Annotated in this window: 7 protein-coding genes; 3 read left to right on the top strand and 4 right to left on the bottom strand. The window is 69.4% G+C overall.

The features are described 5' to 3' along the window. Positions 1 to 212: 212 nt before the first annotated feature. Positions 213 to 3,752, bottom strand: coding sequence for a discoidin domain-containing protein (locus ACGFIV_RS04280; RefSeq protein WP_358559737.1), 3,540 nt, complete (start codon positions 3,750 to 3,752; stop codon positions 213 to 215). Between the two features lie 714 nt (positions 3,753 to 4,466). Here ACGFIV_RS04280 and ACGFIV_RS04285 point away from each other — a divergent pair. The 3 genes from ACGFIV_RS04285 (at position 4,467) to ACGFIV_RS04295 (ending at position 8,865) form a co-directional block, all read left to right on the top strand. Beyond that, positions 4,467 to 7,223 (top strand): LuxR C-terminal-related transcriptional regulator, encoded by a 2,757-nt coding sequence (locus tag ACGFIV_RS04285; protein WP_392831804.1) that lies wholly within the window; start codon positions 4,467 to 4,469, stop codon positions 7,221 to 7,223. 300 nt (positions 7,224 to 7,523) lie between these two features. Continuing rightward, on the top strand, positions 7,524 to 8,366 hold the full coding sequence (locus ACGFIV_RS04290; protein WP_358560504.1) for an alpha/beta hydrolase: 843 nt from the start codon (positions 7,524 to 7,526) through the stop codon (positions 8,364 to 8,366). A 268-nt stretch (positions 8,367 to 8,634) separates the two neighbouring features. Then, positions 8,635 to 8,865: a hypothetical protein gene (locus ACGFIV_RS04295; protein ID WP_358560502.1), complete on the top strand. Its 231-nt coding sequence runs from the start codon at positions 8,635 to 8,637 to the stop codon at positions 8,863 to 8,865. A gap of 153 nt (positions 8,866 to 9,018) precedes the next feature. On the opposite strand, the gene ACGFIV_RS04300 is transcribed toward ACGFIV_RS04295, so the two are convergent. The 3 genes from ACGFIV_RS04300 to ACGFIV_RS04310 form a co-directional block, all read right to left on the bottom strand. Then, a complete protein-coding gene (locus ACGFIV_RS04300; protein ID WP_358560500.1) occupies positions 9,019 to 10,077 on the bottom strand; it encodes a hypothetical protein in 1,059 nt (352 codons plus the stop codon). Between the two features lie 99 nt (positions 10,078 to 10,176). Continuing rightward, positions 10,177 to 10,809 carry a hypothetical protein gene (locus ACGFIV_RS04305; protein WP_358560498.1) on the bottom strand — a complete coding sequence of 211 codons (633 nt, stop codon included), beginning with the start codon at positions 10,807 to 10,809 and terminating at the stop codon, positions 10,177 to 10,179. A 74-nt stretch (positions 10,810 to 10,883) separates the two neighbouring features. After that, positions 10,884 to 14,123: a M14 family metallopeptidase gene (locus tag ACGFIV_RS04310; protein ID WP_392831810.1), complete on the bottom strand. Its 3,240-nt coding sequence runs from the start codon at positions 14,121 to 14,123 to the stop codon at positions 10,884 to 10,886. Positions 14,124 to 14,444 lie beyond the last annotated feature (321 nt).

Below are 14,444 nucleotides of genomic sequence, written 5' to 3' on the forward strand. Positions count from 1 at the left end.
AGGACCTCGGCTTCGATGGCGAATGTACGGACAGTGCTCATAGGTCCATGCTTCGCTCCGCCGATTCGATGTGCTGGCGGGAATCGGCCCTGGTTGTGGGCCTGCAGCCGATCGACGCGGAAGTGCCGCCGGGAGGTGGTCTCCGGCGGCACTTCGGTCACGGGGCGGCTTCCGGGGGCTGGTGGGCCCCCGGAGCCGTTGAACCGCTGGTGTCAGTTGCGGACGATGGTGAAGGTCGACGTCGTGTTCTTGATGTCCACGGCGTTGTTGCTGAGGGTCAGGTTGTTGAAGGTGGCCGTGCCGACCGCCGGGCCCTGGCCCGGCTCCGGCAGCTCGTTCACCCAGATGCCGAACCCGGACTTGGCGTCGAACGCGTCACCGCTCTTCTTGGCGCCCGTGATGGAGACGTTGGTGAAGATGGTGTCCTTGACCGGGAACTGCGGCTGGCCGCCGACGTAGTTCGTCTGGAACATGATGCCGCTGTAGGTCGGGTCCACGATGTCCACGTTGTTCACGCGGATGCCCTGGAAGACCTTGGAGGCGGAGAAGATCCAGATGCCGGGGAAGGTCTGCTGGCCCCAGAAGTGACCACCCGCGCGGACGATCGAGATGTTGTCGAACGTGGTGGGCGGGGAGGCGCCGAAGCCGTTCATCGGGTAGCCGAAGTCCAGCGAGCTGATCGTGATGCCCGAGTAGGTCAGCGTGTCGGCGATGTAGATGTTCCTGAAGGTGTTCGCGTACCCGCCGTAGACCGCCACGCCGGCGGCACGCCAGGGGAGGATCGCCGTCAGGTTCTCGTACACGTTGTTCTTCTCGTCGGCGCCACCCGCGTCGATGGCCGAGAACAGCGCGAAGCTGTCGTCACCCGTCGAACGGGCCTCGTTGTTGCTGACGAGGTTGTCCGTGCTGCCGTTCGTCATGTTGATGCCGTCGGCGAACGTGTCACGGATGCGAGAGTTCTTGATCGTGATGAAGTCGGTGTTCGCGCCCCAGTACATGCAGACCATGTGCTCGACCCAGATGTTGTCGATCACCATGTTGGCGACGTTGGAGAAGTCGAACACCTTGCCCGGGCCGTCGATGCGCGAGGTGTAGTTTCCGAAGTAGGCGAAGCCCGAGAACGTCGACCCGTTGGCGGTCGCGTCGGCGCGGAAGCCGACGTCGGTGTTGTCCTGGGTGGTCGGCGCGAAGAAGCGCGTGTACCAGGGACCGGCGCCGACGACCTTGATGCCCTTGCCGTACACCTGGAACTTGTTGGACGTCTGGTAGTCACCCGGCGGCAGGTAGACGCCGACGAGGCTGGTGTCCTGGCGTGCCTTGTCGAGCGCGTTCTGCACGTCCTGATGGGTGAAGCCGGCCGGCACCGCGTACTTGGCGGGGTCGGGGTTCGGGATCACCGACACCTGCTCGGTGTTGATGAAGTCGATCGCGTAGTTGGTGGTGTTGGCGGCGTCCTTCTGGAGCCTGATCTTGCTGCCCGCCGGGACGGTGGTCCCGAGCATGACGTTGGCCTCGTCGTAGATGTGACGCGGCCCCGCTCCGGGCGAGTTCTGGGGGCTGGTCTCGTTGCCGTACAGCCAGGCGTACTTGGACGTCAGGTTGATGGGCTTGAGGAAGGTGCCGTTGACGTAGATGTTCAGCGTCGAGTTGATGCCGCCGCCGCCCGCCCCGTCCGGGATGGAGAACCGGGTGACGAGGGTGTTCGTGCTGGCCTTGGTGGTGAACTCGACGTAGCTGCCGGTGGAGTTCAGCGTGACGGCCTTGCGGCCGGACGCCTCACCGGCGGGGTCGCCGATGTCGCGGTTCGGGCCGACCACGGCCGCGCCGCCGCCGACGACGGCGTCCTCGGCCTCGTAGCTGTCGTAGGGCATGTTCGCGCCGCGGCCGACGAAGAACGGCTGGGTGACGGTGTTGTTGGCCTGCTTGACCGGCAGCTCGTTGGCGTCGTTGGCGAGCACCGTCTTCACGGTGTACTTGCCGTTGGCGGCCGTCCAGGTGCCGAGGTTGACCGGGCTGGTGGTGGCGCCGGGGGCGATCGCGCCGGTGTAGGAGCCGGTCAGCGTCTTGACGACGGTGCCGGCGTCGTTGGCGACGGTCAGTGTGATGGCGTGGGCGCCGCCCGCGGAGGCCACGGTGCCCTGGTTCTTGATCGCCACGGAGAAGGTGACGTTGTTGCCGGCCGCCGGGTTGCTGGGCGACCAGGAGGTCCCCGGCACGAGGTCGGAGGTGTCGACCGGCTTGACGACGAGCGAGGAGGGGTTGGTGTAGCTGTTGTTGGTCTCGTTCTGCTCGACGACGCTGTCGGCCTCGTCGACCTTGGAGCTCAGCGCGTAGGTGCCCGCGTCACGCGCCCCGATGTTGGCGGAGACGGTGCTCGTCGCTCCGGCCGCCAGCGCGCCGACGGCGGCGGTGCCGACCTTCGTGGTGCCGAGGTAGAAGTTGACGTTCGTCGCGCCCGAGGAGGCGGTGCCGATGTTCTTGACCGTGGCCGACAGCGTGATGGCGTCGGTCTCGATCGGGGCGGCCGGGGACGACGACATGCCGGTGATCGTCAGGTCGGGGTTGGGGGCGGCGGTGCCGATGACCTGGAACTCCGCGGCCTGGCCCGCAGGGGCGCCGGAGTTGCTGGTGAACTTGAGCTGGACGTCGGCGACCCTGCCGCTGACGGGGATGCTCACCGAGTTCCCGGAGGCGGGGTTGAAGGTGTAGACCGTCGCCGAGGACAGGTTGGCGAAGGTGGTCGCGCTCTGCTCACGCCCGAGGACCTGGATGGTCTGCGTGCGCGTGCCCCACGAGCTGTCCGGGTTGAGCTTCACCACGACCGAGTTGACGTCGGCGTTCGCGCCGAGCTGCACGGTGAGGGTGTTGGGGTACGCCCCGCCGTTGCCCTCCCAGTACGTGGTCACGTTGTTGTCGTTGGCGTTGGTGGGCACGAAGGTGAAGACGGATCCCGAAGCGGTGATCGGCTTGCCGACGGCGAGGTTCGAGCCTCCGCCCCCGGTGCCGGTACGGGTGACGGTGTTGCTGTTCCCGGACTCGTTGCCCGCCGCGTCCTTGGCCTTGACGTAGTAGGACACCGTCGCGGTGTCGGGCTGGTTGTCCGTGTAGGTCAGGACGTTGCCGGCCACGCTGCCGCGCAGGGCGCCGTTGGCGTAGATGTCATAGCCGGTGACGCCCACGTTGTCCGTGGAGGCGTTCCAGGTCAGCTTGATCTGGCCCGAACCCGGCACGGTGTAGGCGAGGTTGGTCGGCGCGGTCGGTGCCTGGGTGTCGCCGGTGACCGGGCCGTACACCTCGAACTCGGAGATCTGGCCCGCCGGCCATCCGGTGTTGCCGGTGATGTTCAGCCGTACGTACCGGGCGGTGGTCGCGGTGAAGTTGATCGTCACCGTGTTGCCGGTCGCCGGGTTGAACGTGTAGCCCGCGGAGCCGACGATGTCGGAGAACGTGCCGTTCGTGCTGCCTTGCACCACCAGGGTCTCGGTCCTGGTGGCCCAGCTGGTCGACGGCGGAAGTTTGAGGACGACGCTGTTCACACTGACGGCGGATCCGAGGTCCACCTGCACCCACTGCGGGAAGGCGTTGTTCGCGCTCTCCCAGTAGGTCGCCGGGTTGCCGTCGTTGACGTTGGCGGCCTGGTAGACGTCGGCGTAGCTGCTCGCCGAGGCGGCCTTGCCCGACGCCAGGTTGGGGCCCGCCGCCGAGGCCGGGAGCACCGGCCCCGCCAATACGAGCAGGCTGGTCGCGACCATGCCTGCGACCAGCCTTAACGCTGGGTACTTCAGTTTCATTGAGTTCTCTATCTCTCGTCTGGAACGACAGGGTGTAGCGGGAGTACGTGACCTCCGCCGCGCGACGCTTCGAGGTGTCGCTGGGGGGTGCCGATCTCAACGCAGACGGCGATGAACGCTGCAACCGAAGGGTCGTGGGGGCGGCGACCGACCGCGCAATGCCGAAGCCGACATCACCTGGGCCTCCATGGATGGGGGCGGGGCGGGTGCACGGACGCAGTGCGTTCCAGCCAGAACTTGCGGAGTTAAGAAAGAAATAGAACAGTGGTTTGCAAGAATCTTGCAGGTCGTTGGCCAAAGGTTACATACGTGCTACGGCCGCGTCAACGGTTTGGAAAGCCCGGCTTGGTATGACACGGAGCGGTTACGGCCAACCCACCCGGTCTGCCCGAATTCGGGTTATCTGTGGTCCTGGATACCCGTCGTCCGGAAGTGGCGGACCCGTCCAGAGGAGGGGCGCAAGGGCCGCGCGCGTCGGCCGTTCCGGGGGACTGGAGGGCTCGGATCGCCGGCGGTTCCAGGGGCGCGAGATGGTCGCACCGGGTATCGGGATGTCCGTATCCCTGTAATTCGGCCGATATGGGTCATCGGTGAAATCACCGGTTCCTCCCCGCGCGTGAAACCTTCCAGTCACGCCCCTTCCAGCCATGACATGCGCGCGTAACACTGGGGTACGTGTCTCCCGCCTCCCGCACGACGCAGGCACGTACCCTCCGCGGTCGAAGCGGCGAGCAGGACGCCCTGCGGCGGCTGCTGGACGGCGCCCGCGACGGCTCGGGCGGGGCGCTGCTCCTGCTCGGCGGGCCGGGGATGGGCACGACCGCCCTGCTGGACTTCGCCGCCGCCCAGGCCGGTGACTTCCTCCTGCTCAGGACCTCCGGGGTGGAGGCGGAGTCCCGCCTGGCGTTCTCCGGGCTGCACGGCCTGCTGCGCCCGCTGCGGGAGTCCCCTGCCCGGCTGCCCCAGGCTCGCGCGGCCGTCCTCAGGAAGGCGCTGGAACTGGGCGTGGCCGACGGCGGCCTCGCCCTGTCGGCCGCGGTACTGGACCTGCTGTCCATGGCCGCCGCGCACCAGCCGGTCCTCGCCTGTGTCGACGACCTCCACCATCTCGACGAGGCCAGCCGGGAGGCCCTCTTCTTCGCCGCCCGGCGCCTGGACGGCGAGCGGATCGCCCTGGTCTTCGGGGCGCACGACGACCGGACCGCGCCGAGGGGCGTCCCCGTGCGCGTCCTCGACCGGCTCGGCGCGACCGCCGTCCGGGAACTGGTGGACGACCTGGCCCCCCTGGGGCTCGGCGAGGACCTGCGGGCGTCGCTCGACCGCATCGCGCGAGGCAACCCGCTCGCCCTCACCGAACTGGTCGGCGCGCTGACCCCGGAGCAGATGGCGGGAGCCGCCGCGCCGCCCGAGTCGCTGCCGCCGCACGGCCGGCTGTGGCGCGCCTGCGCCGACCGGCTCGCGCGGCTGTCCGGCGACGCCCGGCACCTGCTGTTGCTCCTCGCCGCCGATCCCGAACTGGACACGGCCACGCTGATCCGGGCCGCCGAGCCCCCGCACGCGCTCCTCGCCCTCGAACCGGCCGAGACCGCCGGGGTCGTCCGGGCCACCGGCGACCGCTACGCCTTCACCGAACCGGCGATGGGCTCGGTCGTCTACTCCGGCGCGTCCCTGGCCCGGCGCCGGGCGGCGCACCGCCTGCTGGCGGACGTTCTCGACCAGGACCACCAGCGCCTGCGCCGGGCGTGGCACCGGGCGGTGGCCCTCGACGGCCCCCGCGAGGAACTGGCGGACGAGCTGGCCACGGCGGCGGAGGCCGCGCCCGCGCGCAGCGGCCACCCGGAGCCCTTCCTCGCGCTCGAACGCGCGGCGGAGCTCACCGGGCACGGCGACGTCAAGGCCGCGCGGCTGGCCGCCGCCGCACGCCACGCGTCGAACGCCGGGCACCCGCAGCACGCCAGGTCGCTGCTCGCCCGGCTGTCGTCCCTGACGGTCCCCGAGGAGATGCGCGGGCGGGCGGAGCTCCTCCACGGAAGCCTGGAGCTGTTCGGCGGCGAGACCGGCAACGCGCACGACCGGTTCCTCGCCGCCGCCGGATGGCTGCTCGACCGTGACCGCGCTCTCGGCGTGCGCGCGCTCGTCCGCGCCGCCGAGGCCGGCTACCTCGCCGGGGACAACCGGCGGTTCCTCGCCATCGCCCGCCGCGCCGCCGCGCTTCGCCGTCCCGACGACTCCCCGGCCACCCAGCTGATGTTCGAGTACCTCGCCGGGATGGCGGCCACCTTCCGGGGAGAGCACGCCGAGGCCGCGGACCCGCTGCGCCGGGTCCTGCGGCTGGCCCCCACCACGCGCGACCCTGCCATGCTGGTATGGGCGGGCGTCGCCAGCCTGCTGCTCGGTCAGGACGCCCACGCGCTCACGCTGGCCACCAGGGCCGTCGAGACCGCGCGCGGCAGGGGAGTGGCCTCCGCGCTCCCGCAACTGCTGGAGTCGGTGATCCACGCCGAGATCTGGATGGGCCGCTACGCCTCCGTCGCGGCCAACGCCGTCGAGGGCCTGCGGCTCGCCCAGGAGACCGGCCAGCTCAACACCGCCGGCCACCACCTGGCATGGCTCGCGCTCACCGCAGCAGTCCAGGGGGACGAGGAGACCTGCCGCATCCGGGCCGGCGCCGCGCTCGAACTCGCCGACGCCCACGGCCTGGGCGTGGCCGGGGCACTCGGCAACTGGGCGCTGGCCCATCTCGACCTCGCCGCGGGGCGGGTGGCCGAGGCCGCCAACCGGCTGCGCGCCCAGCGCAGGAACGGCCACGTCGTGGTGCGGGTCATGGCGACCCCCATCTTCATCGAGGCCGCCGCGCGCACGGGGGACCGGGACAGGGCCGTGGCCGCGTTGCGGGTGCTCGACCTCTGGGCGGCCAGCACCCGCAGCCCCGACCGGCTCGCGCTCGCGGCGCGGTGCCACGCGCTGCTCGCCGGGCCGGGCGAGGCCGACGAGCTCTTCCGGCACGCCCTCGACCTCCATCACCGGGGCTCGTGCGCGTTCGAGACCGCGCGTACGCAGCTCCTCTTCGGGAGCGCACTGCGCCGGGAGCGGCGGCCCGGCTCGGCCAGGGAACACCTGCACAGCGCGCTGGAGACCTTCGAACGGCTCGGTGCCCGCCTGTGGATCGACCAGGCGAGGGGCGAGCTGCGCGCCGCCGGTCAGGCCGTACGGTCGTCCGCCCACGCCGCACGGTCCCCGGCGTCCGCGCAGGCCGAGCAGCTCACGGCCCAGCAGTACCAGATCGCGCGAATGGTCGCCGAGGGCGCCACCAACCGCGAGGTGGCCGCCCAGCTCTTCCTCAGCCCCCGCACCGTCGAGCACCACCTCAGGAACATCTTCGCCAGGCTCGGCATCCGCTCCCGCGTGGAACTGGTCCGCTTCCTCACCTGACCCCCGGGTGGGCACCGCACCTCACCACTTCATTAGAAGGCTAGTGATTTCGCCGATGCGTGGATGACCGGGCGACTCGACAATTGCGGCAGTCAGCAGTCAACGGGAACCACCAGGCGTCGTTCTCCCTCTGGCACGGCGATCGGGGAAGTCTCCGGTCGACGTCCCGCGCCTGCCGCCCGCGTGGTCCTCCCACCCCCCATCAGCAGGGAGCACAGCAACGTGCAGCCTCGGAAACTCCTCTCCCTCAGCCCCCGACCCTCGTCCCGTGGTTCTCTGGGCGCGCGGACGGTCGCCAAGGTGTGCCTCGCGCTGGTCCTGGCCGGCGGAGGCGTCGCCTTCGCCCCCGGCGTCCAGGCCGCCGCCAACCCGTACGAGCGCGGGCCCGCCCCCACCAACGCCAGCATCGAGGCGGCCCGCGGCCCCTTCGCCACGTCCCAGACCTCCGTCTCCTCGATCGGGGTCATCGGCTTCGGCGGCGGCACCATCTACTACCCGACCGACACCAGCCAGGGGACGTTCGGGGCCATCGCCATCGCCCCGGGCTACACCGCCACGTGGTCCAGCCTCAGCTGGCTCGGCCCCCGGCTCGCGTCCCAGGGGTTCGTCGTGTTCGGCATCGAGACCAACACGATCTACGACCAGCCCGACAGCCGGGGACGGCAGCTGCTGGCCGCACTGGACTACCTGGTCGGCAGCAGTTCCGTCAGGAGCCGGATCGACTCCAGCCGGCTCGCCGTCGCGGGCCACTCCATGGGAGGCGGCGGCACCCTGGAAGCGGCGAACGCCAGGCCGTCCCTCCAGGCGGCCATCCCGCTCGCGCCGTGGAACCTCACCAAGAGCTGGTCGGGCGTACGCGTGCCAACGATGATCATCGGTGGCGAGGCGGACACCATCGCCCCCGTGGCCACGCACTCGGAACCGTTCTACAACAGCATCCCCGCGTCGTCGGAGAAGGCGTACATGGAGCTCAACAACGCCTCGCACTTCTTCCCGCAGACGTCGAACACCACGATGGCCAAGTACATGATCTCGTGGATGAAGCGGTTCATCGACGACGACACCCGCTACGAGCAGTTCCTCTGCCCGGCTCCCAGAAGCTCGGCGATCGAGGAGTACCGCGACACCTGCCCCCACGCGTAACGCCCCGCACCCCTCCGATGGCGGCCGCCACGCGGCCGCCATCGGCATGCCCGGACCTGTCCGCCCACGGCGCGCCGACCCGCGGCGCGATCGCTCCGCGTGGCGGCGTGGTGTCGGGGAGATCCTGACCGGCAGGGCGTATGGTGGTCATGACCGGCCGCGGACGGGTGCGGGCCAGGGGCGTATGCGCTGGCCAGGGCACCGAACTCTGCGGAATAATCGGCAAGACCTGTACCGTGATGGGCCCGGTAGGCGCATACTGGAGACAATGAAGACATCCCGGACCGTGACCCGGCGCTACCTGCCTGGAAGTCCTTTCAACGTCCCAGCCGCTCCCGTCCCCCCTGTCGAGCAGTACGCCTTGCAGGATCTGGTAACCCACGACAAGTACGGCCTCGGCCGGGTGATCGGTGTCGAGGACGACATCGCGGTGCTCGTCGACTTCGGCCCGCAGCAAGAGCGCATCCTCGCGCCGTACGCCAAGCTCACCAAGCTCTGAGACCGCCGGCCGTCCACGGCGGGCCCTGGGCCGGATCGGCCGGCCTCGGAAACGGGCCGGGCGACCGGCCCGTTCACGCCAGGAGGCGCACGGTGACGTCCGGCCGGGAGGCGAGATCCTCCGCGGTCGTGCCGTACGTCCCGGCACCCCCGGTCACGGCCCGTCTTTCGGCCTGTCGCCGTACTGGGCGATCAGTGCGCTCGCCTCGCGCAGGATCGCGGCCTGTCGTTCGAGGCGCCTGCGGCGCCGGGCAGCGGCCATCCTGATGACGAGGAAGGCGACGACGAGGAGGACGAGGAAGGCGAGCTGCGGCCACGGAAGTGCCCAGAGCGTGGTGCCGATCGTCACCTGCTCGGCGACGACGCCCGAGGGCGACTTACCCACGGGTGAGGGAACCGCCGCGACCTTCGTGGTGATCGACCCCATCGGCCAGACGCCGGTCACCCGCGCGGTGAACTGGCGGCTGCCACCCGGCATGATTTCCCTGGACTTCGCTTCGGACGTGTCGTCCCAGCCGCTTTCCCCCAGCAAGGCGGACGTTCGGACGCTCGTGTCCGGGGCCACCCGGACATTGCCGTCGTTCGTCACGGTGTAGGTCACGTCGATGGAGCCCCCGGCGAAGGGGTTCCATGAGCCGGAGTATTCGGCCCGCAGATCGGTCACGGCGACTTTGGCCATGTAGTCGCCGGTCACACGGAGGTTCACCCGGACGCCCACCCGGTTCTGGACCCGGACCTGTCCGGAGATCGTGTCCACGGACGCGGTGACACCGGCGGGGTGGTCCCCCGGCGTCGCGTTCCGCGGCACCGAGACCTTGATGGGCACGACGGCGGTGGCACCGGCGGGAAGGCTCACCTTGTCGGGAACCTTGATCCATGCTCCGCCGTCGGTCGGCGTGGCGTCCGAGGGCCGCATGTCGAACAGCCCCTTGGCGGTCAGGTAGCCGTCGTTGGCGTCGATCGCGAAGACGACCTCCTTGGTGGAGCGGTTGACGACCGCGACATGCTCGGTCACCTCCTGCCCACCGGCCAGTTCGACATCGATCACGCTGCGGCCGTCGGGGCCGTTGGCGTCGGCCGGCGCGACCGACCAGGTGATGTCGCTCCGGCTATCGGCGCCGGCCGGGGAGGCGAATCCGACCGTGGTGGTCGCGCCGGCAGCGCACAGGAGCGCGAGGAGGGCGAGTGCCCTGCGCGGACTGCTCATGGCCAACAGAGGTGTCTCCTGTCTGATCGTGAAGGTCCGGGACGTGAGCCAGACTGGCACACGTCCCGGACGGACCGAGCGGCAGGGGCGTCCCGCCCCTCCGGCTCAGGACTGGTTGAACAGTGAGAGCGTCAGGGTGGAGTGGTATTCCCCGGCGGCGACGTCGACCGGGGTTCGTAGTGCGAGGTCGGCGTTGACCTTGTGGGTGCCGATCTCTTCGGCGGAGTTCGCGGTGGATACGAGGAGTTCTTGGCCTTGCAGGCCTACGGCGGGTGCTCCGGTGCCGTCGGAGACGACGCTGGAGATGGGTTCGCCGGCTTCGACGGCTCCGGTGGTGGAGCCGGTGAGCAGGTGGGGGGCCCATCCGAGGTATTCGGGGCCGATGGTCTTGGCCGGGTCGCCGGTGGCGACGAGTTGGCTGGATTGGCCGACGACGGCCCAGAAGTTTCCTGCGGGGATCTCGTCGGGGAGGCGGGTGTCGGTGACGGTGACGGTGGGCAGGGTGCCGGTGAACTGGCGGGCGGCGGCGTTGGAGCCGTTCTCGGTGAGGGTGACGCCGTTGTTGTCGGCGACGGTCATGGAGACCTGGCCGGGGACGCGGAGGGGTTCGATCGTCACCGACACCTCGATCCCGTCGGTGTCGGGGTCGCCGTCCGCCATCGCGGGACCGGCCACGCCGGCTAGGGCGAGGGCGAGCACGGATGTGGCGAGTATCTGGGTGGTCCTACTGCTTTTCATATGATTGCTCCACTTATAGGGGTTCGTTCAGCTGGTGGCCCCGGCGCGTGCACCGGGGCCACCAGCGGGCCGGGTCAGCCGCAGTCGATCGCGGTGTAGGCGGCGTCGTAGGACGAGGTGACCTGCCTGCCGCCGATCGTCGCGGTGCCCGTCACGTTCACCGTGCCGGCGGCGAGCTGCTTGGCCCGGGTGTTGAAGGACTGGTACGCCTGCTTGCCCGGGGCGACGTCGGCCACGGTCTTGGAACCGTAGGAGGTCGACAGCGTCACGTTCACCGGCACCGAGGCGTCGTTGACGGCCGTGACCGCCACGTACGCCGACGTGCCCACGCAACGGGCCTGGGCGGTCACGGTCATCGCGATCTCCGGAGCGACCGGCACCGCGACGGCCTTGATCTCCTCGACGTTCCCGGCCTTGTCGGTGGAACGGAACCGCAGCTCGTGCCCGCCCTGGCCGGAGACGGTGACCGTACCGGTGTAGGGGGTCCAGGCGCCGCCGTCCAAGGAGTACTGGGTGCCGGCCACGCCGGACGTCTCGTCCGTCGCGGAGAGGGTCGCCGGCACACCGCCCTGGTCCGCCGCGCCGACCGTGGCGGTCGTCACCGGCGCGGTCGCGTCCACCTTGACGGTCAGCGTCTGGGTGACCTCGACACTGCCCGCCTTGTCGACGGAGCGGTAGGCCAGCGTGTGCGAGCCGTCCCCGTTGATGGCGATCGGCGTCGTGTACTTGGTCCAGTCGCCGCCGTCGAGCTGGTACTCGGTACGGTCGACCTTGCTGTCCTGCCCGGGGGTCGCGGACAGCGTGACCGACACCGGGCCGGTGAACCAGCCACCGGCAGGCTCGGCCGGGCTGGTCGTCGCGGTCGTCACCGGCGGCGCCTTGACCTTCACGGTCTCCTTGTTGTAGTTCTTGCCGCTGCCGTCCGGCGCGTAGTTGTTCTCGACGTTTCCGGCGATGTCGACGGCGAACCAGGACACCTCGGTGGTCTTGCCGACCCTGATCTGCTGCGCGCCCTCACGCATGCCCGCCGACGTTAGTTTCAGCGAGTTCAGCGTCGGCCGGCTGCCGTCCAGCGTGTAGTACACGTTGGCGGGCTCGCTGGTCTTGAAGGTGAACGTGGTGGAGCCGCCGGTCTTTTCGGTGATCTTCAGCTGCGACGCGGGACGCTCGCGGTCGTCGGCGAAGGCGCGGGCGACCTCCAGGATGGCGATCTGCCCGTTGGCGAACTCCATCGCCTCCTCGTGTCCCTCGCTGAAGGCCGGCTGGAAGCCGACCGCGGTGAACCGCTTGGTGGCGGGGTTGTACAGGTCCGCGCCGACCTCGAAGTCCCAGCTGATGATGCCCCGGTTGTACCAGTGCTCGTCCGCGCTGTTGCCGGCCGCGGAGTAGAGGACGTCGGTGACGGGACCGGTACGGCCCGGCCAGATCGCCGTGGCGCGGTAGGCCTGCACCGCGGACAGGATGTGGTCGGAGGCGGACCAGAAGTAGTTCTCGGTACCGAAGTCGACCCGCGGCAGCAGCTCACGCCCAGCGGTCTTGTAGGCCCCCGGAGGCCACATGAAGTAGCCACCGTAGGAGTGGGTGTTCATCGCGAACTTGATGTTGGGGTACTGCTGGGTGAGCCACACCTCGTTGCGCGCCTCCGGCTCCGACAGCTCGGCGGGACCGGCGTAGGTATCACCGGTGCAGCTCGCCGAGGCACCGTTGAACCCGTCGAAGTAGGAGCCGACCGAGAAGTTCCGGTTCAGGTCCACACCCCAGGAGTTGCGGTTCGCCGGGTCGCCGGCGTTGGCGGCGCAGTGGTTGGTCAGGTTCCTGCGCTGCATGTTGTAGTCGTACATCGAGTAGTGCGAACCGTCGGGGTTGACGGTCGGCAGCACGAAGATGTCGAGGTTGTCCACGAGCTTCTTGGTCGCCTTGTCCGCCGAGTAGTTGCGCAGCAACCGCTCGGCGGTCTCCACACAGGTCAGCGGGGTGACCCATTCACGGGCGTGCTCCTGGCAGTAGAGGAACACACCGACCTTGGAGCCGTCCCGCTTCTTGCCGATGCGCAACGCCTTCATCTGGAACGGCTCGCGCGACACGCTTGCCGGGGCCTTGAGGTAGTCGGTCAGCCGGGTCGCCGCCGCCGCGACCACCACACCCGCGCCCGCGTTGCCGCGATAGGTGCTCGCCGTCACCAGTGCCGACGCCGCCGGGTCGGCGTTCACGGCGTCCACCACCTGCTTGGCGGTGCTGGTGATCGAGCCCGACGCGTCGGTGGCCAGGTTGACCACGATGTCCTTGCCGTTGACCCCGACCGTCAGCGCGGAGCCGGCGGCGTTCGGGTTGGCCAGCGCGGCGGTGATGTCGTTGCCGCCCTCGCTACCGTAGGCCTTGGAGCTCAGGTAGACGATGCCGGCCGCTCCCGTGCCGAACTGCGCCTGGGCGAGCCGGCGGTAGCCGTTCGTCTTGTACGGCAGATCGATGATCTCCGACGTCTTCGGGAAGGCCTTGGCCAGATCGACGATGCGCTGGTTGACCTCGGTCGCGTCCATGTAGTGGTCGACGAAGTCGGAGACGTAGTGCGGGCTCGGTGCCTTGCGCGGCGCACCCAGCCACTTGGTCACCTTCGCCGTCGCGGAACCGCCGCGGTTGCTGGTGATCGTGACCTTGGCCGGTTGCTGGTCGATCGCAAGCGGCGAGGTGAACCGGTGGTACATGTACTGCCCGGCGTCGGTGAACCGGGACATGGTCGCCGTGCCGCCCGAGTCGGGAGCGGTGTCCTTGCCGCTGTCCCAGGTGGCGGTGAGGACGGTCTGCGCGTCGGTCGCGCTCGACTTCACCTCGACCGACAGGAAGCGCTGGTTGTCCACGCTGGTGAACCACTCCGCGCGGAGCACCGTCAGCTTGTCGACCTCGGCCTGGGCCTCGGCGACCTTCGCGAGGGCCTGGCGCCGCTCGACCTTGTTGGCGGCGACGTCGCTCTCGTCGGAGATGACGCCACGAAGATCGAAGCCCTGGCTCCTCAGGTGGTCGGCCTCCTGCGGGCTGAGGATGGCGTGCACCTCGATGCCGTCATCCACAGGCTTCTTGTATTCGGCCAGGTCAACGCCCATATCGGCCAGCCGGTCCACCTCGGCCTGGTCCGGCACGACGATCCGGACCAAGGCGACGCCGTTCTGGTCGGCGGCGGGCAGGCGGTCCGGGGTGACGACGCTCACCGGTGGACTCGGGTCGGCGAGCACCGGAAGCGGGCTGACGGCGATCGCGAGGGGTAATGCGAGCACAACGGCGAAGCGGCGAGCTCGGCTGCGGTTGGCAGCGCCTCTCATTGACTTTCCTCCATCTGCGTGCTTGGCCAGGTGGGGGAGTGAAGCCTGGCAGGAAGCACGCAAGTCCAGGGAAGTCTTTTGCAACGCTCAGATAACCGTCAAGCGGTCAAATTTACCGTTTGAGGTATATTTCGGTAACAGTCTTATTTCTGGGCATATGTAGGCACAAAGCGCCCAGAGTCAGCGTCGGGTGAGAAGACGGCGGCGCCGGCGGAGCTGGCTAGCTCCACCGGCGCCGGATTTCGGCACGCTCGCCTAACAGCGGGCCTTTCGCACCTGTCGGAAGGCAGGCAGAAACCACGTCGGTCGTCACTTGATGGT

The organism is Sphaerisporangium sp. NPDC049003 (genome assembly GCF_043197795.1).
Lineage (GTDB): Bacteria > Actinomycetota > Actinomycetes > Streptosporangiales > Streptosporangiaceae > Sphaerisporangium.

What these genes read in the sequence shown, in the direction of transcription:
- ACGFIV_RS04280 (WP_358559737.1), bottom strand. Translation starts at nt 3,752, where the DNA reads ATGGTCGCGACCAGCCTGCTCGTATTGGCGGGGCCGGTGCTCCCGGCC.
- ACGFIV_RS04295 (WP_358560502.1), top strand. Translation starts at nt 8,635, where the DNA reads ATGAAGACATCCCGGACCGTGACCCGGCGCTACCTGCCTGGAAGTCCT.
- ACGFIV_RS04305 (WP_358560498.1), bottom strand. Translation starts at nt 10,809, where the DNA reads ATGAAAAGCAGTAGGACCACCCAGATACTCGCCACATCCGTGCTCGCC.
- ACGFIV_RS04310 (WP_392831810.1), bottom strand. Translation starts at nt 14,123, where the DNA reads ATGAGAGGCGCTGCCAACCGCAGCCGAGCTCGCCGCTTCGCCGTTGTG.